This is a genomic window from Agrobacterium fabrum str. C58 (assembly GCF_000092025.1).
Classification (GTDB): Bacteria; Pseudomonadota; Alphaproteobacteria; order Rhizobiales; family Rhizobiaceae; genus Agrobacterium; species Agrobacterium fabrum.
Map to the genome: position 1 here is coordinate 136,093 of NC_003063.2, position 21,390 is coordinate 157,482.

At 60.1% G+C, this 21,390-nt stretch carries 20 protein-coding genes; 4 read left to right on the forward strand and 16 right to left on the reverse strand.

What is annotated here, in order from left to right; genetic code table 11:
- The 5 genes from pglA to ATU_RS14440 all read right to left on the reverse strand — a co-directional run bounded on the left by pglA (window position 1) and on the right by ATU_RS14440 (window position 5,852).
- Window positions 1-1,554: a polygalacturonase PglA gene (gene pglA / locus ATU_RS14420; protein WP_010972780.1), complete on the reverse strand. Its 1,554-nt coding sequence runs from the start codon at window positions 1,552-1,554 to the stop codon at window positions 1-3.
- A gap of 112 nt (window positions 1,555-1,666) precedes the next feature.
- Window positions 1,667-2,935: an ABC transporter substrate-binding protein gene (locus ATU_RS14425; RefSeq protein ID WP_010972781.1), complete on the reverse strand. Its 1,269-nt coding sequence runs from the start codon at window positions 2,933-2,935 to the stop codon at window positions 1,667-1,669.
- Between the two features lie 43 nt (window positions 2,936-2,978).
- Window positions 2,979-4,079, reverse strand: a complete 1,101-nt coding sequence (locus ATU_RS14430; protein ID WP_010972782.1) for an ABC transporter ATP-binding protein — start codon at window positions 4,077-4,079, stop codon at window positions 2,979-2,981.
- Window positions 4,080-4,081: 2 nt separating this feature from the next.
- Complete coding sequence (locus tag ATU_RS14435; RefSeq protein WP_010972783.1) at window positions 4,082-4,966, reverse strand: carbohydrate ABC transporter permease; 885 nt, start codon at window positions 4,964-4,966, stop codon at window positions 4,082-4,084.
- 4 nt (window positions 4,967-4,970) lie between these two features.
- Window positions 4,971-5,852: a carbohydrate ABC transporter permease gene (locus ATU_RS14440; protein WP_006311867.1), complete on the reverse strand. Its 882-nt coding sequence runs from the start codon at window positions 5,850-5,852 to the stop codon at window positions 4,971-4,973.
- Between the two features lie 212 nt (window positions 5,853-6,064).
- On the opposite strand from ATU_RS14440, the gene ATU_RS14445 reads away from it, so the two are divergent.
- The gene (locus ATU_RS14445) at window positions 6,065-6,991 is read left to right on the forward strand and encodes a helix-turn-helix domain-containing protein (RefSeq protein WP_010972784.1); all 927 of its coding nucleotides are present in this window, start codon (window positions 6,065-6,067) and stop codon (window positions 6,989-6,991) included.
- A 29-nt stretch (window positions 6,992-7,020) separates the two neighbouring features.
- Here ATU_RS14445 and ATU_RS14450 read toward each other — a convergent pair whose 3' ends face one another.
- From ATU_RS14450 to kduI, 8 genes are all read right to left on the reverse strand, one after another.
- Complete coding sequence (locus ATU_RS14450) at window positions 7,021-8,301, reverse strand: TRAP transporter large permease (RefSeq protein ID WP_010972785.1); 1,281 nt, start codon at window positions 8,299-8,301, stop codon at window positions 7,021-7,023.
- Entirely contained in the window at window positions 8,302-8,823 is a 522-nt protein-coding gene (locus ATU_RS14455) for a TRAP transporter small permease (protein ID WP_010972786.1), read from the reverse strand. It lies immediately after the preceding gene.
- Window positions 8,824-8,893: 70 nt separating this feature from the next.
- Window positions 8,894-9,871, reverse strand: a complete 978-nt coding sequence (locus tag ATU_RS14460) for a TRAP transporter substrate-binding protein (RefSeq protein ID WP_010972787.1) — start codon at window positions 9,869-9,871, stop codon at window positions 8,894-8,896.
- 143 nt (window positions 9,872-10,014) lie between these two features.
- Window positions 10,015-10,893: a D-galactarolactone isomerase gene (locus tag ATU_RS14465; protein ID WP_010972788.1), complete on the reverse strand. Its 879-nt coding sequence runs from the start codon at window positions 10,891-10,893 to the stop codon at window positions 10,015-10,017.
- Entirely contained in the window at window positions 10,890-12,026 is a 1,137-nt protein-coding gene (locus ATU_RS14470) for a D-galactarolactone cycloisomerase (RefSeq protein ID WP_010972789.1), read from the reverse strand. Before ATU_RS14470 ends, ATU_RS14465 begins: the two co-directional genes overlap by 4 nt.
- A gap of 25 nt (window positions 12,027-12,051) precedes the next feature.
- A complete protein-coding gene (gene kdgD, locus ATU_RS14475; protein WP_010972790.1) occupies window positions 12,052-12,963 on the reverse strand; it encodes a 5-dehydro-4-deoxyglucarate dehydratase in 912 nt (303 codons plus the stop codon).
- 113 nt (window positions 12,964-13,076) lie between these two features.
- Window positions 13,077-13,820: a 2-dehydro-3-deoxy-D-gluconate 5-dehydrogenase KduD gene (gene kduD, locus ATU_RS14480; RefSeq protein WP_010972791.1), complete on the reverse strand. Its 744-nt coding sequence runs from the start codon at window positions 13,818-13,820 to the stop codon at window positions 13,077-13,079.
- Window positions 13,817-14,641 carry a 5-dehydro-4-deoxy-D-glucuronate isomerase gene (gene kduI / locus ATU_RS14485; RefSeq protein ID WP_010972792.1) on the reverse strand — a complete coding sequence of 275 codons (825 nt, stop codon included), beginning with the start codon at window positions 14,639-14,641 and terminating at the stop codon, window positions 13,817-13,819. Before kduI ends, kduD begins: the two co-directional genes overlap by 4 nt.
- A 138-nt stretch (window positions 14,642-14,779) precedes the next feature.
- On the opposite strand from kduI, the gene ATU_RS14490 reads away from it, so the two are divergent.
- The 3 genes from ATU_RS14490 (at window position 14,780) to ATU_RS14500 (ending at window position 16,772) form a co-directional block, all read left to right on the forward strand.
- A complete protein-coding gene (locus tag ATU_RS14490; protein ID WP_010972793.1) occupies window positions 14,780-15,577 on the forward strand; it encodes an NAD-dependent epimerase/dehydratase family protein in 798 nt (265 codons plus the stop codon).
- Window positions 15,578-15,666: 89 nt separating this feature from the next.
- Window positions 15,667-16,404: a FadR/GntR family transcriptional regulator gene (locus ATU_RS14495; RefSeq protein WP_010972794.1), complete on the forward strand. Its 738-nt coding sequence runs from the start codon at window positions 15,667-15,669 to the stop codon at window positions 16,402-16,404.
- A 50-nt stretch (window positions 16,405-16,454) separates the two neighbouring features.
- Complete coding sequence (locus ATU_RS14500) at window positions 16,455-16,772, forward strand: cupin domain-containing protein (protein WP_006311855.1); 318 nt, start codon at window positions 16,455-16,457, stop codon at window positions 16,770-16,772.
- A gap of 22 nt (window positions 16,773-16,794) precedes the next feature.
- On the opposite strand, the gene ATU_RS14505 is transcribed toward ATU_RS14500, so the two are convergent.
- From ATU_RS14505 to ATU_RS14515, 3 genes are all read right to left on the reverse strand, one after another.
- Complete coding sequence (locus tag ATU_RS14505; RefSeq protein ID WP_010972795.1) at window positions 16,795-18,027, reverse strand: M24 family metallopeptidase; 1,233 nt, start codon at window positions 18,025-18,027, stop codon at window positions 16,795-16,797.
- Window positions 18,028-18,261: 234 nt separating this feature from the next.
- Window positions 18,262-20,265: an aldo/keto reductase gene (locus ATU_RS14510; protein WP_010972796.1), complete on the reverse strand. Its 2,004-nt coding sequence runs from the start codon at window positions 20,263-20,265 to the stop codon at window positions 18,262-18,264.
- A gap of 35 nt (window positions 20,266-20,300) precedes the next feature.
- A complete protein-coding gene (locus tag ATU_RS14515; protein WP_010972797.1) occupies window positions 20,301-21,386 on the reverse strand; it encodes an ABC transporter ATP-binding protein in 1,086 nt (361 codons plus the stop codon).
- Window positions 21,387-21,390 lie beyond the last annotated feature (4 nt).

Here is a 21,390-nt window from a genome sequence, read left to right on the forward strand (position 1 = left end):
TCAATCGAAATATGACGAAATGGAAACGGGGGCGTCATTCAGAAGCGCCGGATCATCGCAGACGACATCCGCCTGCTCGAAGACGATCGCCTCATGGCGCATGGGGCGCACGCGGTCGGCCATGATCGGCGGCGTCGCAACAGCCGAAGGATCATGCGAGACGATGGTGAGGTTGCGGACAACGATGTTGCGGATGGGAGCCTCCGGCAGACCGAGAAAGACACCTGCCGCATGGGCGAGATTGCGGATTTCGACATCTTCCACGGTGATGCCGTCGACGAACGGCGTGCCGTCATTGACCGGCGCCGGGTTTCGCGACTGCACCCAGTCATCATGCCCATCGGCATCACAATGATAATGGGCGTTGGCGGAAAGTGCAGTCTGCACACCGTCCAGCAACACCCGGCGCATGGTGATGTTGCCGACCATACCGCCGCGACCGCGCCGCGTCTTGAGACGCAGGCCGCGATCCGTGCCGATCATGTCGCAATCTTCCACCGTCACATCATGGACCCCGCCGGACATTTCCGAACCGATGACCAGCCCGCCATGGCCGCGCTGCATCAGGCAATGGCGCACGCTGATACCGCGTGTCTCCGCCAAATGATCGTCCTCACCATCAGGCCCGCGTTTTCCCGCCTTCACCGCGATGCAGTCATCACCCACGGAAAAGCGCACGCCTGATATCATCACGTTACGGCAGCTTTCAGGGTTGAAACCATCGGTATTGGGACTGTCATGCGGCGCGATGATGGTGAGGCCGGCGGCCGTCAGATCCTCGCAGCCCTGCGGATGGATCGTCCACGAGGCGGCATTGCGGATCGTGAACCCCAAAAGCTGTGTTTTGTGGCAGGACACGAGATGCAGGCCGCGTGGCCGGCGCGCGCCCTCACGGGTTTCCTTCGGCCAGCTCCACCAGTCGCCCTTGTCGCCAGAGCCATCCAGGATACCCCTGCCCTCGATCACGAGATTATCCGCCCCGATCGCATGAACAGGCGCGGCGAAACAGGCATCCGGTAGTCCCTCCCAGCTGCCAAGCATGCGCCCGGCCTCATCGCGCGCGGGCAGGATCGGCCACCTGTTACGGACGGATGGCGCGCGCAGCACGGCACCTTCCGCAAGGTGCAGCGTCATGTCGCTTTTCAGCCGCACCGGAAAGGCCGTCCAGACACCGGGCCCCAGACGCAGGGTGCCGCCAGCCGGCACGGCGGCGACAGCGTTTTCGAGCGCCGTCGCATTGGCGCGCGCACCTTCTTCATCGTCAAGCGCAATATCCGGGCGTAGGGAAAACGCTGTGGCTTCGACGAGTCCGGCACAGGGCGCGGTTCTGAATTCCAGACTGCCGAACCCCTCGGCTTCGAAGACATAGCGCGTATCCGGGCGCAGATCATGCAGCAGCGTCACGACGGTCGTAGCTTCGCCGTGCTGACCATCGCCATCCGGCGAGGACAGATGCCATGCCGTTTGTGCCGGCAGGTGATAGCGCGCATCTGGTGCGGCAAGGCAAAGTGCTGCCGTTCGCGCCGAAAGCGCGATGATAAGGGGTTCGTTCATGCTCTCTTCTCGTCTTTCACGCCTGTCCGGCCAATCTGTTGCCGGACATGCAGCCTATCACCCGGCGGCCGGAAAATGGCCCCGCCGCAAGTTGCCGGCGGGACCGTTTGTTTCAGTCGAACTTGGCCAGAACATCGTTGGTCGTATCGATGATCTGCTCGGCCGCCTCTTCCGCCGTCAGCTGGCCATAGGCATATTCCTCCAGCGTATCGATGAAGCCCGAGCGGATTTCCGGATGTTCATTGAAGGGCGATACCACCGGCCCCGATGCCGCCATGACGATGGCATTGGCAGCGCGGACTTCCGGCTCACCCTTGTTGCCCAGACGCTCCGCCGCAGCCTTTGACGCAGGCAGGCCACGCGAGGTGCCGAGTGCATCGATACCCTCCGGTTCGTTCAGCAGGCAGTTCAGGATTTGCGCGGCCGCTTCCGGGTTCTTCGAGTTTTTCGAGATCGAAAACACCATGGAAGGTTTGCGATAGACGCCATCGGTTACCGCATCTGCGAGCTTCAGCATCGGCACGGGTTTCAGAACCTGCCCTTCCTTCAGTGGATCGGCGTATTTCGAATAGGTCGAATCCCATTCGTAGGAGCCGGCAATGCGGCCCTCGGACCATGACGGTTTTTCATAAAGGTTGACGTTGCCATCAGCCGCTTCCTCTTTCTGGGAGCGGATGGAGCCGGTCTCAACCAGCTTGCCGACGAAGGAGATGCCTTCAGCCAGTTCCGCCGGTGTCCAGGCGACACGGTTGGTCTTCGGGTCGACCAGATCCTTGCCGGTCTTCTGCACGACGGCCAGCGTCGCCAGAAGCTGGGCAGTCTCCTTCACGGCATTGAAGGTATAGTGGTCCTTGCCGAGCTTTTCCTTGATGGTCTTCGTTGCGGCGAAGAATTCGTCCCATGTCTTCGGAATTTCGACGCCCGCCTTTTCGAAGGTGGTGGCGTTGAAGAAAAAGACGCGGCCGGTGGTGGAGACGGAAAGCCCCTGCAGCACACCGTTCATCGACCCCGCCTCCAGATCGCTCTCGGCCCATTGCGAAAGATCGAGCGGCTTCAGCTGACGCAGATCGGCAAAACCCTCGCCGTTCTTGGAAAACAGCGGCAGCCACGGCCAGTTGACCTGAACGATATCGGCCTCCGTCTTGCCCGCCATCTGGGTGGTGAGCTTTTCAAGATACCCGTCGAAGCCGGTGAATTCGCCCTTGACTGTATGGCCATATTTCTCGCCGCAGGCGGCAATTGCCTTCTGGGTGGCGACATGACGGCTTTCACCGCCCCACCACGACATGCGCATTTCGGCAGCGCCGGCGGCCGGGGCAGTTGCCATCGCCACATAGGCGGCACCGGCAAGCATGGCCATCATTCTTGTCATCATCTTCATTGTTGTTCTCCTCCTCGAAAAATCAGGCACGCCCGTCCCCTCCTCACAGCGAGACGTTGCGGCCATCGGCCTTGTCGAAAATATGCAGCTTCTCCGGGTCCGGTTTCAGCCGCAGGATGCCGTCGCGCCCGAGCGCCTCGAATTCTGCCGCACCCACAACACTCACCAGCTTCTGGCCACCGAGATCGGCGTGCAGATAGACCTCGTGCCCCATGAACTCCGCATTGGTGAGTTTCGCCTCCAGCGCCGGACCACCGGCTTCCCCCGCCAGCGAAAGATGCTGCGGGCGGATACCGATGACAGCATCTGCGGGTCTCGCCGATAACCGCTGTTCCAGATGCCCACCGATCGGCAGACGCTGTCCGCCAATGACGAATTCCGCGCCATCAATGGCCACATCCACCAGGTTCATTTCCGGCATGCCGATGAAACCGGCCACGAACAGATTGGCAGGGCGGTTATACAGCTCCTTCGGAGTAGCAACCTGCATGATGCGGCCCGCCTGCATGACGCAGATACGGTCGCCCATGGTCATGGCTTCCGTCTGGTCGTGGGTGACGTAAATAACCGTCGAGGACAGGCCTTCCGCCTTCAGCTGACGATGCAGATCGGTGATCCGCACCCGCATGGAGGCACGCAGCTTGGCATCGAGATTGGACAGAGGCTCATCGAACAGGAACACGCCCGGCTTCTTGATGAGCGCGCGGCCCAGCGCCACACGCTGCGCCTGCCCACCGGATAGCTGCTTCGGCAATCGGTCGAGCAGCGGTTCGATTTCGAGAATGCGCGCGACATCGTCGATTGCCTTTTCGATCTCGGGTTTGGCGACACCGGCGATCTTCAGGCCGAAGGCCAGATTGCCGCGCACCTTCATATGCGGATAAAGCGCATAATTCTGGAACACCATGGCAATGGAGCGCTTGCCGGGTGGCAGGTCGTTGACGCGCTGGTCGCCGATCAGGATTTCACCACCGGTGATTTCCTCCAGCCCTGCCACCATGCGCAGCGTCGTGGATTTGGCGCAGCCGGAAGGACCGACGAACACCATGAACTCGCCATCCTCGACATCGAGATTGATGCCGTGCACAGCCTTGAAGCTGCCACCATAGACTTTTTCGAGATTTTTAAGTTGAACGCTTGCCATTTTCAGCCCTTGACCCCGCCAGACGAGATCCCTTCAATGAAATACCGTTGCGCCGCGAAGAACACGATCAGCGCGGGCGCGATCGTCAGCACCGACATCGCCAGGATGCGGTTCCATTCAAAGGCTTCGGTGGTGTCGATGGAGAGTTTGAGCGCAAGGCTCACCGGATATTTGTCGACCGAGGACAGGTAGATCAGCGGCCCGAGGAAATCGTTCATCGTCCACATGAACTGGAACAGGCAGACCGAAATCAGCGCTGGCGCCAGCATCGGTACGACGATGTAGATGAGTGCCTGCAGGCTATTGGCGCCATCCACCCGGGCCGCCTCTTCCATGTCCGATGGCAGCGAGCGCAGGAACTGCACCAGCATGAAGACGAAGAAGGCATCACCGGCAAAAGCCGAGGGCACCCAGAGCGGCAGGAAACTGTCCAGCCAGCCGAGATCGCGGAAAAGGATATATTGCGGAATGCGGGTGACGACATTCGGCAAAAGCAGAATGGCGATAACCGAGCCAAACAGGATTTTCTTCAGCGGAAAATCGAAGCGGGCAAAGGCATAGGCCGCCATGGTGCAGGAAATCGCCGTGCCGATGACCTTCGGCAGGATGATCAGAAAGGAATTCCAGAAGAACCGGCCAAATGTATAGGGCGTCGAGGTTTGCCAGCCGCGAATATAGCCGTCCAGTGTCGGGTTTTCGGGGATGAAGCCGGCACCGGAGAAGATTTCCGAATTGGTCTTGAAGCTCGCGCCCACCAGCCAGATCAGCGGATAAAGCATGACGAGGCCGACCGCGAAGAGAAGCACGTAGCGCACAGAGGTGGAGAGCAGCCTGAGCCTTGCCCGGCGGGCCGCCTGCATGTCGTTGAGGGTTGCGATATCGGTCATGGCATCAGTTCCGCTTGTCGCCGGCGTAATAGACCCACTTCTTCGACGACCAGAAGGCGACGAGGGTCAGCACGGTGATGATGGTGAAGAGCACCCAGGCAATGGCGGAGGCATAACCCATGTTGAACTTCTTGAAGGCCTCGTCGTAGATGTAGAGAGGCAAGAGGTAAGTGGACTTCAGCGGCCCGCCCTGGGTGATGATGTAAGGACCGTTAAACTCCTGAAACGCCTGTACCATCTGCATGATGAGGTTGAAGAAGATCACCGGTGTCAGCAGGGGAAGCGTGATGAAGAAGAAGGTCTTCACCTTGCCCGCGCCATCAATGGCGGCCGCTTCATAAAGCGACTTGTCGATGGATTGCAGCGCGGCGAGGAAGATCACCATGGCCGAACCGAACTGCCAGCAGCGCAGCAGCGTGATGGTGAAAAGCGCATTGCCCGGATCGCCGAACCAGTCGACGGGTGACAGGCCGATTGCCGCCAGCGCCATGTTGGCCAGCCCTTCGCTCGCGAAGATATAACGCCACAGAACGGCAATCGCAATCGAGCCTCCAAGGATGGATGGCACATAAAAGGCAGTGCGGAAGAAGTTGATGAATTGCAGCTTGTAATTGAGGATCGCCGCAATGAAGAGGGCAAAGGCAAGCTTCAGCGGCACCGTCAGGAACACGTAGAACAGGGTGACGTTCAGCGACTTCATGAAGGTACGGTCGCGGGTGAACAGCCGTTCGTAATTGGCAAGCCCCGCCCATGTGGGATCGCTCATCAGGTCGTAACGGGTAAAGCTGAGATAAAGGGAGCCAAGGAAAGGGATTGCGGTGAAGACCAGCAGCCCGACGATATAGGGCGTCAGATATCCCAGCCCCAGGAAGCGCTGAGATTTCATGATGCGCCTCCCCGCGCCCCGATGGGACGCGAATGACAGAATTCAATTTCGTACAAGTGATTCTCCCGGAACAATCGGCGACGGGCGCATAAAAGCGCAATGTCACGTCGCGACCGTTCTCCTCCCTCATTGATACGGCGCGTAAATGCGATTTATACGGTGACAAAACCAAATTTCCGCGCCAAGGTGAATTAACAAAGACGAGGAAAAAGATGGACGAAATCGAAGGTGGCATTCTGTCATCCGTTCCGCCCGCGGCGCTCAACCTCAATCTCACGCGTGCGACGATCAAGATGGAGCATTCGCGCACCTGGCAGATCGACAAATCCAACCCGGTGGACGATCTCATCATCTGCCTGGAAGGGCGCGGGCATTATCTCGTGGATGGTGAAGCACGGGTGCTGGAGCCGGGTGACGCCATGCTGATTTTCAGGGGGCAGCGCTTCGTCGGCTGGAACGAGCAGGCCGTGATCTATCGCGGCGTGGCGCAGCACTTCAACCTCGATATTTACGGCCGCCACAACCTGATCGCGCAGATGGACCTGAAACCAAAGGTGAGGCTTAGCCGCTGGTCGTTGCTGGAGCCACTCGTTCGCCACTACCGGCAGAGCGCCCCGCCCTCCTCCGTGACACTCGGCCAGCACCATCTTTTCATGGTGCTGCTGATTGCCTTTATTGACGATGCCTTTCTTGGATGGGTGGACCGCCCGAGTTTCCAGCCGGAGGGCACGGAAGGCCTCGACCTTGCGGTGATGAAGGCGATCACGATGATTTCGGCCAATCCGCTCGACCCTGAAATTGCCGGCAGGGCGACCGACGCAGCCCCCTATAATCGCGATTATTTCCTGCGGGAATTCCAGAAGCGGGTCGGTCGGACGCCGCGCAAATACCAGGAATTCAAGCGTATGGAACGCGCCATGCATTTTCTCGAGGCGGGGCTTTCGGTCTCGGCAGCCGCCGCCGAGGTGGGTTATGGCGACCCCTATTATTTCTCACGGATGTTCAAGCGTACATTGGGCTTAAGTCCGCGCGACCACATGAACCGGATACGCCGCAGCCGGCACGGCAATCTCATGGCGTTTGACGAACACGAACAGCAAAGGCTGCTTGCCGCTGAAATGGAAAAGGCCCCGGCATAGCGGGGCCTTCTCGTTTGCAAGCTCGGGAATTACCGGAACAGTGACGGCAACCACAGGGACAGAGACGGAATATAGGTAACAGCCAGCAGCACGGCGATACTGGCGCCGAAGAACGGCCAGATCGTCCGCATCGCCTCCCGTATCGTGATGCCGCCCACCGCGCAGCCGACAAAGAGCACCGTTCCCACCGGCGGCGTGTTGAGGCCGATACCGGCGTTCAGGATCATCACCACGCCGAAATGCACGGGGTCGATGCCGAAGGCCTTCACGACAGGCAGAAGCACCGGCGTGGAGATGATGACCATCGGCGCCATATCCATGAAGGTGCCGAGCAGCAGCAGGATGACGTTGATGACGAGCAGCACGATGATCGGATTGTCCGAAATCGCGCTGATTGCCGCAATCATCAACGTCTGAACCTGCAGAAAGGCCATCAGCCAGCCGAAGGATGCCGCCGTGCCGATGACCAGCAGAACCATGGCCGTGGTGCGGACCGCACCCATGACAGCTTCCACAAAACCGTCCCAGTTCAGCTCGCGATAAACCAGCATGGCGACGAGGAAAGCATAGAGCACGGCGATGCACGAGCTTTCCGTCGCGGTGAAGATGCCCGAACGCACACCGCCAAAGATGATGCCGATCAGCAGGATGCCGGGGAACGAGGCCAGCAGATAATACATCAGCTTGGAGAAACCCGGGAACGGCTCGGACGGATAGCCTTTGCGCCGGGCGACGATATAGGCCGTCACCATCAGCGCCGCAGCAAGCAGCAGACCCGGAATGATGCCGGCGGTGAAGAGATCGGCCACCGAGACATTGCCACCCGCCGCGATCGAATAGAGGATCATGTTGTGCGAAGGCGGGATCATCAGCGCGATGATGGCGGCATTGACGGTGACATTGACGGCATAGTCCTTGTCGTAACCGCGCTTGGCCATTTGCGGGATCATCAAACCGCCAACGGCGGAAGCATCGGCGACGGCCGAGCCGGAAATGCCGCCGAACAGGGTCGAGGCCACGATATTGACCTGGCCAAGACCGCCACGCAGGTGCCCGACGAGACCGGCGGCAAACCGGATGAGGCGATGGGCGATGCCGCCACGCACCATCAGGTCCCCTGCGAAAATGAAGAACGGGATCGCCATCATCGCAAAGACATTCATGCCGGAATTCATCTGCTGGAACACCACGATGGGCGGCAGGCCGAGATAAAGAACCGTGGCGAAGGAGGCGATGCCGAGGCAGAATGCGATCGGCGTTCCGATCAGCATCAGCAGGGTGAAGACACCGAAAAGAATGGTGTAAGCCATTTATGCGGCCTCCTGCACGATGACGTCAGCCGCGATGTCCTCGCCGATGGCAAGATCGGCGAAACGTTCCGCTGCAAACAGCGCGATGAGGAAACCACCACCGATCAGCGGGAAGAAATCCGTCCCGCCCGGCCAGCCGAGAACCGGAATGGTCGCCGTCCAGGTGCCCATGGAAAGTGAGGTGCCATACCAGGCCATGCCCGCGCCGAAGAAGAAGATCAGCGCAAGGCTCGTCAGGTCCATGCCCTTCTGCACGCGCGGCGGCATCATATAGCGCAGAATATCGAGCCCTAGATGCACGCTTTCGCGCACGCCAACGGCTGCCCCCAGCATGATGAACCAGGACATGAGATGCAGCGACAGCGGCTCCGACCAGCTCGGTGAATCATTGAGGATATAACGGGCAAAGACCTGCCAGCCGACGATGAGCGTCATGGCGATCATGCCGATACCGGCAATATAAAGCGACGCGTGGCTGAGCGCGCCGAGAAAAGGGCGAATTGCCCGCATGAAATTTCGCATTGTCTGTTCCTCCCGCATCAACGGCAACAAAAGAAAACCGGCCCTGTTTCCAGGGCCGGTTTTCCGCGCGTTACTTGACCGCTTTCACCCGTTCCAGAAGGTCTTTCATCTTCGGGTCGGTGACGAACTTGTCGTAGACCGGACCCATCGCCGCAGCGAATTCCTCCTTGTTGACCTTGATGACGTTGGCGCCACCGGCGCGGACTTTTTCTTCCGACGCTTTTTCGCGGGCACTCCAGAGTTCGCGCATCTTGCCGACCGAATCCTTGGCCGCCTGGCGCAGCAGCTTCTGGTCTTCCGGCGAGAGCTTGTCATAGGAGATCTTGGAAATGACGAGGATTTCCGGGTTGAGGGAATGTTCCGTCAGCGAGTAGTTTTTCGCGACCTCGTAATGGCGAGCGGATTCGTAGGACGGCCAGTTGTTTTCGGCACCGTCGACGACACCGGTTTCCAGCGAGGAATAGACCTCGCCCATCGGCATCGGTGTCGGGTTGGCGCCAAAGGCCTGCATCATCGAAATCCACAGATCCGACTGCTGCACGCGGATTTTAAGACCCTTCAGGTCCGCCAGTTTTTCAATCGGCTTTTTGGTGGTGTAGAAGGAACGTGCACCGGAATCGTAAAAGGCAAGACCGATGAGGCCGTGCGGTTCGAAGGCCGCCAGAACTTCATCACCGATCGGGCCATCAACGGTGTTATGCATGTGCTCCGTCGAACGGAACAGGAAAGGCAGGCCGAGAACGGTGGTTTCCTTGACCAGATTGTTGAAGGGGGCGGCGTTGACGCGGTTCATGTCGATGACGCCGAAGCGGGTCTGCTCGATGGTGTCCTTCTCGCCGCCGAGAACGGAATTGTTCATCACCTGTATCTTGATGCGGCCCTTGCTGCGCTCAGCCAGCAACTCGCCCATATATTTCACGGCCTCGACGGTCGGATAACCATCCGGGTGGATATCGGCGGAGCGCAGGGTGATTTCCTGTGCGCTGGCGGAAACACCTGACAGCGCGATCCCCATCGCGACGCACATCATGCTTGCAATCTTTTTCATGCTTTCCTCCTCCATTGTTGAAACGGCCCAGCCCCTCCAAGGCTATCGGACCGATTTTTTGACGCCCATCCGGGCCGGCATGCAAAGTCCTTTCACTTGAAAAGGATGATGGGGCCTCCCATTCCCAACCATCCCTTGTAAAACTAGGTCGCCTTGACCGGCGACAGCTTGAACAGCGCTTCCGGGTTTTCGACCAGCGCCCGATGACGCGCCGCCTCATCCGGCAGCCAGCCGAGCGTCAGTTCCGCAAGACGGGCATCGTCGGGATAGGCCGCCGTCTCGCGCACCGAATTATGCGGCCAGTTGGTGCCCCAGACGATGCGCTCCGGCGCATGGGCGGCGATCACCCGCGAAAAGGCGGCGACATCGGCATAGGGCCAGCTTTTGCGGGAGCTTTCATAAACGCCAGCGAATTTGAACCAGAGATTGCCTCGGTCGATGAGCTTCAGAAGGGCCGCCATTTCCGGCCCATCCGTCCTGATGCCCTTGAAAAACTTGCCGTGATGATCAAACACCCAGCGGGAGCGGATTTTCTGAAGGCGCGGCAGATGATCGAGAAGACCGTTGCCGTCGAACTGCACTGCCACCATCCAGTCGGCCGCATGTGCCCGCTCGTCCACCGCGTCCAATTCGGACAGGTTCACCGCGCCGCCCGGCAAATCCATGATACGCGCGCCGACCGTACCGGCGGCGGTGAGCTTTTCCATGTCCTTTTCGGTCGTGGTCGCATCGATGATGACAACGGCGTGGGCCGCCTCGCCCATTTCGGCAACGCAAGCCAGTGTGTTGCCATTATCGCGCTGATGGGCGTTGCCCTGCGTGATGATGACCCGGTCTATGCCGAGCCATTGCATGAGGCGACGATAATCCTCCGGCCCCGGCAGAGCGCCCGGCGGCAGGCCAGGACCACCCGGCAAGGCAGGATAGCCGGGCAGATACATGTGCATCTGCGTATCCACCGCGCCTCTCGGAAAGGCGGGGTTCGGCGCTGTGCCGCTCAGTTTTCTGACGAGTTCGCTCATGGGTCTGGCATCCTGAATTCAGTCAATGCATCGCGGTTGATCTCGATGCCGAGACCGGGCCCGTCGGGAATGGTAACGACGCCGTTCACCGCTTCGAGAGGCTCACGCAGCACGGCCTGGCGGAACGGATTATGAGTGCGGTCAAATTCCATGATCGGCTCAATGGGGTTCACGCGCACCGGGTCAGGCGTCATCGCTGCCATGAATTGCAACGCGGCGGCAATCTGCACGCCGGTGCCCCAGACATGCGGCACGATGCGCACGCCGTGAAGTGTCGCCAGCGTGGCGATCTTCTGTATTTCGGAAAATCCGCCGCAGCCGCAGAGATCGGGCTGGAGAATATCCACGGCACCGGCGGAAAGCGCCTGCCACATGCCATAACGCCCGTGCCAGGTCTCGCCACCCGCAACCGGGATCGGCTGGCCGGCCCGCACCCGGGCATAGGCATCAAGCTGTTCCGGGACAACCGGCTCCTCGAACCAGTCGATGCCGAATCCGGCGGCACGGTCGCCGAGCGTGATGGCCTCGGTGACGGTATAACCGTGATTGGCGTCGATCATCAGCCGCATATCCGGCCCGATCGCCTCACGCACCGCGGCAATGACCCTGAGGTCTTCTTCGACACCGAAACCGATCTTGATCTTGCAGGCGTGAAAACCCTCCGCCCGGCGCTCCGCCATCTCGGAGGCATTGTCGGAGACGCGATCCACGTTGTCGCGCTTGAAGCTGCCGGTGGCATAGGCGCGCACGCTTTCGCGCCAGCGCCCGCCAAGCAGCATCGAGATGGAAGCGCCGTAATGCTTGCCCTTGATATCCCAGAGCGCGATATCGATACCGGACAAGGCCGTGAGGCTGAGGCCGCGCTGGCCCTGATCGCGCAGGGCATTATAAAGCACGGCCCAGATCTTTTCGGTCTGGCGCGGATCCTGGCCGATGAGCCAGCCTGAGTAAGCCTGAACCACGGCCGCGTTGGGCCTCGCCGGGCCGAGGCATTCGCCCCAGCCGACGGTCCCGTCATCACATTCGATCTCCACCAGAACATGGGCCCGCCGGTCGAAGCGCATGGATGCGCTTTCAAACGGCGTGTCCAGCCGGTGTTCGAGCAGATGCGTGCGCACCGCCGTGATTTTCATGGCTCCCCTCCCGTTTTTCCCTTAATCAGGCTTTGCGCTTGTGTGTGCCGATCAGGGCTTCGAGCATGCCGATTTCCTCATTCGTCAGATCCTTCAGCGGCGCGCGCACCGGACCGGCGTTGAAGCCCTGCAGGCGAACACCGGCCTTGACGGCGGAGACGGCATAACCCTTGGCGCGGTTACGGATCGCCATGAACGGATAGAAGAAATCAACGAGAATGCGTTCGCAGGTGGCGCGCTCGCCGGCACGCAGGGCGGCGTAGAACTCATTGGCAAGACCCGGCACGAAGTTGAACACGGCCGAGGAATAGGTGGTGAAACCAGCGCCGAGATAGGCTTCGGCAAACAATTCCGCCGTCGGCATGCCACCGAGATACATCAGACGGTCACCCATCTTGGCGGTGATCTGGCGCACGAGGCCGATATCGCCGGTGCCATCCTTGAAGCCGACGAGGTTCGGGCATTCGTCGCAAAGACGCGCCAGCGTATCGGCCTGCAGCACGGAATTGTCACGGTTATAAACCATCACGCCGATGCCGACCGACTGACAAACCTTCTTGATGTGGGCGTAAAGCCCTTCCTGCGGCGCATCGATGAGGTAATGCGGCAGAAGCAGGATACCATCGGCACCGACCTTTTCGACGGAGCGGGCGATATCGACGGCGATCTCGGTGCCGTAACCACAGCCGGACACGATGGCCGTTTCGCCGGCCACTTCCTTGGCGGCGGCAACGATCGTTGGGATTTCATCCGGCTTCAGCGAGAAGAACTCGCCCGTGCCGCCAGCGGCAAACAGCACCGGAGCCTTGTAACCGGCGAGCCATTCGACATGCTCCCTGTAGCTATCTGCCGCAAAACGACCCTCGGCATCGAAATGGGTGACCGGGAAAGACAAAAGACCGGAGCCGAGCGCCGTCTTGATTTGTTCAGGGTTCATCATCGAAATTCCTCTGCAAGTTCACTGACTGAAAGCCACCTAAACCGCTTGCCGTATATTTGTCAACAAGTCATCATACAAGTTATATGATGAATTTTAGAAACTGGCGCAAATCAGCGCGCCAGCCAGCCGCCATCGACGTTGAGAATAGCGCCATGCACATAATCTGCCGCCGCAGATGACAGGAAAACCGCCGCCCCGGCAATGTCTTCCGAATGCCCCCAGCGGCCGGCCGGAATACGCTCCAGAATGGCCTTGTTGCGGGCTGCATCGGCGCGCAGCGCCTCGGTATTGTTGGTTTCGATGTAACCGGGTGCAATAGCGTTCACATTGATGCCCTTTGCCGCCCATTCATTCGCCAGAAGCTTGGTGAGACCTGCAACGCCATGTTTCGCCGCGGTGTAGGACGGCACACGAATGCCGCCCTGAAACGACAGGAGCGAGGCTATATTGACCACCTTGCCGGACCGACCTTTCGCCAAAAGCTCCTTCGCGAAGGCCTGCGTGGTGAAAAACAGCGCCTTGAGATTGACGTCCATCACCTCGTCCCAGTCGAGTTCGGAAAACTCGACGGAATCGGCGCGGCGGATGATGCCGGCATTGTTGACGAGAATATCGAAACCGGCGTCGGTAAAGCTATCCTTCGCCGCCAGCGGATCGGCAAAATCGATGAGCAGCGCACTCGCATTGCCGCCGTCTTTTGCGATGATATCAAGCGTTTCGTCCGGCGCACGGCGAGCGGCGCAGACCACCTCCGCACCGGCAGCGGCAAGACCCACCGCAATCGCCTGGCCAAGCCCCGTATTCGCGCCCGTTACGAGCGCCTTGCGGCCCTCAAGCGAAAAGGGATTTTTCATTTCAGATCCCCCGGCTGGATGAAGTCCATGTCGGTATAATCAACATTGTCGCCGGCCATCGCCCAGATGAAGGTGTAAGAGCCGATGCCAGCACCGGAATGGATCGACCAGGGCGGCGAAATGGCGCCTTCTTCATTGGAAATGAACAGATGGCGGGTTTCCTGCGGTTCGCCCATCAGATGCAGCACGCGCGACTTTTCATCCATACCGAAATAGAGATAGGCCTCCATGCGGCGATCATGAATATGCGAAGGAATGGTGTTCCAGACCGAGCCATCCTCCAGCATCGTATAACCCAGCACCAGCTGGCAGCTTTCCATGACCAGCGGATGGATGAACTGGTTGATGGTGCGCTTGTTGGAGGTCTCGGTCGCGCCGAGCTTGACCTCCTTGCTGTCAGCGAGGCTGACAAGCTTTGCCGGCAGGCTGCGATGGGCCGGGCAGGACGTGATGTAGAACCGGCCAGCACCATCGAAGGTGACAGCCCTGCTGCCCGCACCGAGATAAAGCACGTCGCCGCGATTGAGCGTGTAGGTCTCGTCGCCGGCGCTGACGGTGCCGGTTTCTCCTATATTGACGATGCCCATCTCGCGCCGGTCGAGGAAGGATGGCGTCTTGGTTTCTTCCACCTTGTCCAGCGTCAGTGGCGCGCCATTGGGCACCGCACCGCCCATGACGAAACGATCGTAATGGGTATAGATCAGCCTGATTTCACCGGAACGGAACATGTCGTTGGCGAGGAAATGCCGGCGGAGCCCTTCGGTATCCAGCGTTTTTGCATAGTCCGGGTTCACGGCCTGCCTGGTTTCGACGGTCAGCATCAAACTCATCCTTCATGATTGTTGCGCATGGCACATAATATATGTTATCCGCTTTTTGTACGATCTGTATGACAAGGTCAAGAGGTGAAGGTACTCTCGACCACAGCAAAGACGCAGAAAAGGCTTGGAAGAATGGCGATGAAACGGCTTCTTGTTACCGGTGCGGCGGGCCAGCTTGGCCGCGTCATGCGCGAGCGTCTCGCACCGATGGCGGAGATACTGCGCCTTGCCGATCTCTCCCCGCTCGACCCGGCAGGGCCGAACGAAGAATGCGTGCAATGCGACCTTGCCGATGCCAATGCCGTGAATGCCATGGTCGCCGGTTGCGACGGTATTGTTCATCTCGGCGGCATCTCGGTGGAGAAGCCCTTCGAACAAATCCTTCAGGGCAATATCATCGGGCTTTATAATCTCTACGAGGCCGCCCGCGCCCATGGACAGCCACGCATCGTCTTTGCCAGCTCCAACCACACGATCGGCTATTATCCGCAGACCGAACGGCTCGGTCCGGATGTTCCGGCGCGGCCGGACGGTCTTTACGGCGTCTCCAAATGTTTCGGCGAAAACCTCGCCCGCATGTATTTCGATAAATTCGGGCAGGAGACGGCGCTGGTGCGCATCGGCTCCTGTACGCCGGAACCCAACAATTACCGCATGCTGTCCACCTGGTTTTCGCACGATGATTTCGTGTCGCTGATCGAGGCGGTGTTTCGCGCGCCGGTGCTCGGCTGCCCGGTCGTCTGGGGGGCATCGGCCAATGATGCGGGCTGGTGGGACAATTCGCATCTTGGCTTTCTGGGCTGGAAACCGAAGGATAATGCCGAGGCCTTCCGGCGGCATATAACCGAGACGACACCGCCACCGGACCCGAATGACGCGTTGGTGCGGTTCCAGGGCGGTACGTTTGTCGACAACCCGATCTTCAAACAGAGCTGAATGATCAGCGGGATTGCAAGCCGGGCCGCGAATGACGTATCGAGGACTTCCGGACGCAACCCCGCACCCATTTTAGAACGGCGACACAGATGACAAAAGCGACCACCTCCGAACCGGCAGCTCCACAGGGCAGAACGCTTGTGGTGAAGGTTTCGGAGGAACTCCGCAGCCAGATCGCCAAGGGCCGCTACAAAACCGGCGACCGCCTGCCCTCCGAAGCGCAGATGACGCAGGAATTCGGCGTGAGCCGCACGGTGGTGCGCGAGGCGGTTGCCTCGCTGCGCTCCGACGGTCTGGTTGAGCCCCGTCAGGGCGCCGGCGTCTTCGTCCTGGAGCCCGCCCCCGTGGAGCGGCGGCCGTTCCACAATGTCGATCTTGCGCGTGTTTCCTCGCTGATCGAGATGCTGGAACTGCGCACCGCCGTGGAAGGCGATGCCGCCGGCCTTGCCGCCATTCGCCGTTCGCCGGCACAGGAAGAAAAGATCATCGAGGCCTTCGATGCCTTCCGCGCCAGCGCCGCCAGGGGCATGCCAACGGCCGAGGCCGATTTCGCCTTTCACATCGCGGTCGCCGAAGCGACCAACAATCCCCGCTTCAGCGAATTCCTGCAGGTGCTTGGCCCGACCGTCATTCCGCGCCGTGCGGTCGCCGAAAATGGTGCCGAAACCGTGCTTTCACCCGCCGATCTCAGCCGTCTCGTCGGCGAGCACGAGGCGATCCTGATCGCCATACAGGATGGTAACGAGGATGCGGCGCGAAGCGCCATGCGCAGCCACCTGAAAAGCAGCCAGACGCGTTACCGCGCCATGTTGCGCGCGCCGCGCTGAGACTGCCCGCCTGAACGCCCTGAACCGCATTAAAGACTGAGGAGAAACCCATGCAGCAGCTTCCGACATTCCCCACCGTTTCGCCCGACGATGGCGTCGAACGCACCGTGCTTTCCGAAGCACCCGAGCTGATGGTCGTGTCCTTCCGCTTCAAGACCGGCGCCGAAGGCAAGCTGCACAGCCATCCGCATGTGCAGTCCACCTATGTCGCCAGCGGCAGTTTCCGCTTTTACCGCGATGGCGACGCCTATGACCTTCAGAAAGGCGATAGCCTGGTCGTTCCCGGCCATATTGAACATGGTTGCCTCTGTCTGGAAGAGGGTGAGCTGATCGACTGCTTCACCCCGCGCCGCGACGATTTTCTCTAAGGCAGCAGACGGCCGCGAGCCATCATTCCCGTGACAAATCCCGCAGAGTGCGTGGCAGCTTGTTCATGCATTCTGTGCCTGACGATGTGACGAGGAACTGATCCTCGATCATCAGCGCACCCAGCCCCTCGCCGTAAAATGGCGCTTCGAGCGCAACCACCATACCGGGAAGAATAATTTCCGCGTTGTCATGGGAAAAGAACGGCCACTCCTCGATGCCCACCCCGCCGCCGACGGAGTGGCCGAAATGGCCGCGATAATACTCACTGAAACCATCCCTGCGCATCGAGGCCAGCATGGCTGCGTGCACCGCGCCGAAGCTGCTGCCGGGACGAAGCGCGTCCAGCCCGCTTTCGAAGGCCGCTTCCAGCGCCTTGAAGATATCCACCGCCAGAGGCAAGACCAGGCCCCATGAGAAGGTTCTTGCACCGTCAGACGAATAACCATCGACCAACGTGCCGACATCGCCCTTGATCAATGCGCCCGGCGTCACCACAGCCGCCATATCCGACAAGGCGGGCCCGACGGATATGTAGTCCCAATGTCCGCTCAGCGAAAAACCTGACGTCGCGGCATGCGCCTGCGCGCCAGCCTTCCAGGCGGCAGAAAGCCCACCAAGCGCCGCGCCCGGCCTGGCGGCTGCCGCCATCGCGACCAGCCCCGCCTCAGCCGCCGCCGCCGCGCGCCGCAGAAGTTCGATCTCGCGTTCGGATTTCACCGCGCGCAGACGCCGCAGCACGGCCGAACCATCGATCCAGTTCACATCGGGAAGTGCCTGACGCAACGCCAGAAAATCAGCGGCCGGCATGAATTCGAGATCGGCACCGATGCGCGCCGATGCTAAACCGCGCTCCCGCAGGAGGTCCGCGAGAAGTTTGAAACAGACCGCGCGGTCAAACGTCTCCGGCCTCGGGCCGCCCGAATTGTTGCGGCGATAGGCGTTATCCACTTGGCGGACGGTTTCGACACCCGACAGATCGACCATGTCGATCCATATGCGGTGGCAGCGCAGATCGATATCTGGCGCAGCCTTCCTGATGAGCGGGGCAGCATGATCGCTGACGATGGCGGCAAGCCCCGCCCCGGCATCTGCCGGAACAAGCGCAATCGCCGAACCGGCCCTGCCCCACATTGTCGCAACACCGGCGTGAGCGCCGACCGCATATCGGAAGGCTTCGGGCTGGAACAGCACCAGCGCATCGATATCCGCCTCCCACATCAACTGCTGCGCACGGCTTCGGTCGATATCGCTCATGGGAACCCCGGTGATTGTTTGCCTGCCGTGTCTTGCGGCGCATTTTATGAAACTACGCTTTAGCAGTCACCGGGAGAGGAAAGAAGGTGGAAGATGACATCTCCACCACAACGGTCGTCATCTGGAGCGAACGCATGCCACTTGTTTCTTCTCCTCGCCGGGGAGAAGAAATACGCCGTAACGCCTTGTCCTATCCAAATGAGGCGGCGGATAAATCCGCGGCCTCATTGTCATTCACGCCTCCAGCCACTTCACCTGCTCAGCGGTCAGCGCAATATCCAGTGCCGAAAGGCTGTCCTCCAGCTCCGCAATCGTGCGCGGCCCGATCAGCGGGATGACCGGGAAAGGCTGGGCGATGACATAAGCTAACGCGATATGGATCGGGTGCCGCCCGAGTTTCTGAGCAAGCTCGATCGCCCGGTCGCGGCGCACGAAGTTTCGGTCAGAATACCAGACGCGGACGATTTCCTCATCATCCTGCTTGTCGCGCCCTGCCCGCTCGGTGAAGAAGCCGCGCCCCTGGCTCGACCAGGCGAAGTTAGGGATCTGGCGGGATTTCAGCCATTCCTTCCACTCGTCATCCGATGCCGCCACGCAGCCCGCCCAGATGGGATCGAGCATTTCGGCGAGCGAGAAGTTGTTGGAAAGCGCGCCCGGGGCCTGCTTGCCATTCTTCTGCGCATAGGCGGCAGCCTCATCCATACGCTCGCGCGTCCAGTTCGAGCCGCCGAAAATGCCGCGAATGCGGCCGCGCCGGACTTCGGAATCCATGACATCAACGAATTCGCCAACCGGAACGTCCAGATTATCACGATGCATGAAATAGGCATCGACATAATCCGTCTTCAGCCGTTCAAGCGACTGATCGAGCTGTTTGGCAATCATGTCAGGATAGCAGAGCGGCGAATGCGCGCCCTTGCCAATCAGCACGATCTCATCGCGCGGCACGTTGCGGCTCGTATGCCAGTCACCAAAAATCGCCTCGGTTTTTCCGGCGCCATAGACATAGGCCGTATCGAAGAGATTGCCGCCTGCTTCATAAAATGCATCGAGCGTCAGGGATGCGGAGGCAAAATTAGGGAAAAATTCGAAACCGAGCGCGATCACGGAGGCGGGTTTGACAAGGCCCGGTATCTGCCGCTTCGGAACCGTATTTCCGGCCACAACCGTGCCGCCGGCAATGTTTGCGATGCGGGAGGTCGCCTTCTCGACGCTGTATTCCAGCCCGACCGAGGCCCGCCATTGATCCATGACACGCAGGTTGCCGAGGCTGTCGGCCCAGGCCATGCCGGGTGCATCGAATTCCTTTTTACCCTGGCGAATTGCCTCGCCGGCCGCATCGACCTCGAAGGAATAAAGCCAGCGATCCTCCGGCAATTCGATGGTGTCGACCTTGTCGCCGCGGATGATGTCTATACGGCCGGTGCCGCCCTTGTGGCCGGCGGCGAACCAGAAATCCTTGACCTCGATACGGCCTTCCGAGCCGATGATGCGCAGCACATTGTCCTGCGCCGCCATGATCGAGCACGAAACTTCCGCGACGATGCCGTTTGCGAATTTCAGCACGGCCGAGGCCCATTCATCGACGCCTGACTGGCCGAGATGGGCCGCGCCCGCCACCTTTTCCGGCTCGACAAAGGGTTTTCCCTCCACGGCACCTGCGATCATCCGCACCATGGAGACCGGATAACCGCCGACATCGAGAATGCCGCCGCCCGCCATTTCATTGGCGAAAAGCCGGTGATCGGCCCGGAACGAACCCATGTTGAAACCGAAGCTCGAGCGGATGATACGGATATCGCCAACGGCACGGCTCTTGACGAGTTCGAGCAGTTTCGCCGTCTGCGGATGCAGGCGGTACATATAGGCTTCGCCGGCGAAGACGCCCGCCTTTTTCGCCTCGTGGAAAATGGCGTCGGCATCATAGGCCGAGAGCGCGATGGGTTTTTCCACCAGCACGTTCTTGCCGGCCCGGATTGCCTTGATCGCCCATTCGGCATGGCCGGTATGGGGTGTGGAGATATAGACGGCATCGATATCGGGATCGGCAAGCAGCGCATCGTAACCCTTGATGATGCGCGCGCCAGCAAAGGCTTCGGCAAGGCCCGGCCTGTCCGGATTGCGGGTGGCGATGGCCTCTAACCTGCCGGTGCGGGAATGGGCGATACCATCCGCGAAAGTCTTTGCGATGGTTCCCGGGCCGATGATGCCCCAGCGGATCGGTTGTTCGGTTGTCATGAAATCCTCGTCTTACATTGGTGCTTGGGAAGAAATCAGCGCAGGCGTTCGCCCTTGCTGTCGAAAAGGAAAGCCTTGTGGGCGGAAAGACCGACCGTCAGCTTGTCGCGATTGCCGACATCGCGCGATTCCGGCCGCTCGATGATCAACTGCTCGCCGCCCTGCGCGCGCGCATAGACATAGCTGGTATTGCCGAGATGTTCGGCGACATCGACATGAACGGTGAGATCGGCGTCACCCGCGCCGGCATCGGCGAAATGCTCCGGCCGGATGCCAAGCGAAACCTTGGCCCCCTCGTTGATGCGTTCCTTTATCGGCAAGGTCAGTCGCACAGCTGGGTCGCTGTCGAGGGAAAGTGTTATGCTTTCAGCGCCGGTGCCGATGATGGTCGCCTCGAGAAAATTCATCTTCGGCGAACCGACAAAACCGGCAACGAAACGGTTGGCGGGATCGTCATAGAGATCGAGCGGCGCGCCGACCTGTTCGATATTGCCCGCCCGCAGCACAACGATCTTGTCGGCCAGCGTCATCGCCTCTGTCTGGTCATGCGTCACATAGATCATCGTGGTGCCCAGCTGCTTGTGCAGCCGCGAGATTTCCACGCGCATCTGCACCCGTAATTCCGCATCGAGGTTGGAGAGCGGCTCGTCGAACAGGAAAACCTTGGGTTCACGCACGATGGCGCGGCCGATAGCCACACGCTGCCGCTGGCCGCCGGAAAGCTGTTTCGGGCGGCGTTGCATCAATTCGTTGATCTGCAGGATTTCGGCGGCGCGACTGACACGCTTTTGCGTATCGGCCTTGGGGTTGCCGTTCATCCGAAGACCGAAGGACAAGTTTTCGGCGACCGTCATATGCGGATAGAGCGCGTAGGACTGGAACACCATGGCGATGCCGCGATCCGCCGGATCGGCGTCGCTGACCGTCTTGCCGCCAATCACGATATCGCCGCCGGAAATATCTTCCAGCCCGGCGATCATTCTGAGAAGCGTGGATTTGCCGCAGCCGGACGGGCCGACAAACACGACGAATTCGCCGTCCTCCACTTCCAGATTGGCACCATGGATCACCTCCAGCGCGCCGTAACGCTTGACCACGTTTTTGAGCGAAAGTTCCGCCATGCGG

Coding starts and splice junctions, on each gene's coding strand:
- ATU_RS14515 (WP_010972797.1), bottom strand. CDS start 21,386: ATGGCGGAACTTTCGCTCAAAAACGTGGTCAAGCGTTACGGCGCGCTG.
- kdgD (WP_010972790.1), bottom strand. CDS start 12,963: ATGAACCCTGAACAAATCAAGACGGCGCTCGGCTCCGGTCTTTTGTCT.
- ATU_RS14490 (WP_010972793.1), top strand. CDS start 14,780: ATGAAACGGCTTCTTGTTACCGGTGCGGCGGGCCAGCTTGGCCGCGTC.
- ATU_RS14470 (WP_010972789.1), bottom strand. CDS start 12,026: ATGAAAATCACGGCGGTGCGCACGCATCTGCTCGAACACCGGCTGGAC.
- ATU_RS14450 (WP_010972785.1), bottom strand. CDS start 8,301: ATGGCTTACACCATTCTTTTCGGTGTCTTCACCCTGCTGATGCTGATC.
- ATU_RS14510 (WP_010972796.1), bottom strand. CDS start 20,265: ATGACAACCGAACAACCGATCCGCTGGGGCATCATCGGCCCGGGAACC.
- kduD (WP_010972791.1), bottom strand. CDS start 13,820: ATGAAAAATCCCTTTTCGCTTGAGGGCCGCAAGGCGCTCGTAACGGGC.
- ATU_RS14425 (WP_010972781.1), bottom strand. CDS start 2,935: ATGAAGATGATGACAAGAATGATGGCCATGCTTGCCGGTGCCGCCTAT.
- ATU_RS14435 (WP_010972783.1), bottom strand. CDS start 4,966: ATGACCGATATCGCAACCCTCAACGACATGCAGGCGGCCCGCCGGGCA.
- ATU_RS14465 (WP_010972788.1), bottom strand. CDS start 10,893: ATGAGCGAACTCGTCAGAAAACTGAGCGGCACAGCGCCGAACCCCGCC.
- ATU_RS14455 (WP_010972786.1), bottom strand. CDS start 8,823: ATGCGAAATTTCATGCGGGCAATTCGCCCTTTTCTCGGCGCGCTCAGC.
- kduI (WP_010972792.1), bottom strand. CDS start 14,641: ATGCTGACCGTCGAAACCAGGCAGGCCGTGAACCCGGACTATGCAAAA.
- pglA (WP_010972780.1), bottom strand. CDS start 1,554: ATGAACGAACCCCTTATCATCGCGCTTTCGGCGCGAACGGCAGCACTT.
- ATU_RS14445 (WP_010972784.1), top strand. CDS start 6,065: ATGGACGAAATCGAAGGTGGCATTCTGTCATCCGTTCCGCCCGCGGCG.
- ATU_RS14460 (WP_010972787.1), bottom strand. CDS start 9,871: ATGAAAAAGATTGCAAGCATGATGTGCGTCGCGATGGGGATCGCGCTG.
- ATU_RS14500 (WP_006311855.1), top strand. CDS start 16,455: ATGCAGCAGCTTCCGACATTCCCCACCGTTTCGCCCGACGATGGCGTC.
- ATU_RS14505 (WP_010972795.1), bottom strand. CDS start 18,027: ATGAGCGATATCGACCGAAGCCGTGCGCAGCAGTTGATGTGGGAGGCG.
- ATU_RS14440 (WP_006311867.1), bottom strand. CDS start 5,852: ATGAAATCTCAGCGCTTCCTGGGGCTGGGATATCTGACGCCCTATATC.
- ATU_RS14430 (WP_010972782.1), bottom strand. CDS start 4,079: ATGGCAAGCGTTCAACTTAAAAATCTCGAAAAAGTCTATGGTGGCAGC.
- ATU_RS14495 (WP_010972794.1), top strand. CDS start 15,667: ATGACAAAAGCGACCACCTCCGAACCGGCAGCTCCACAGGGCAGAACG.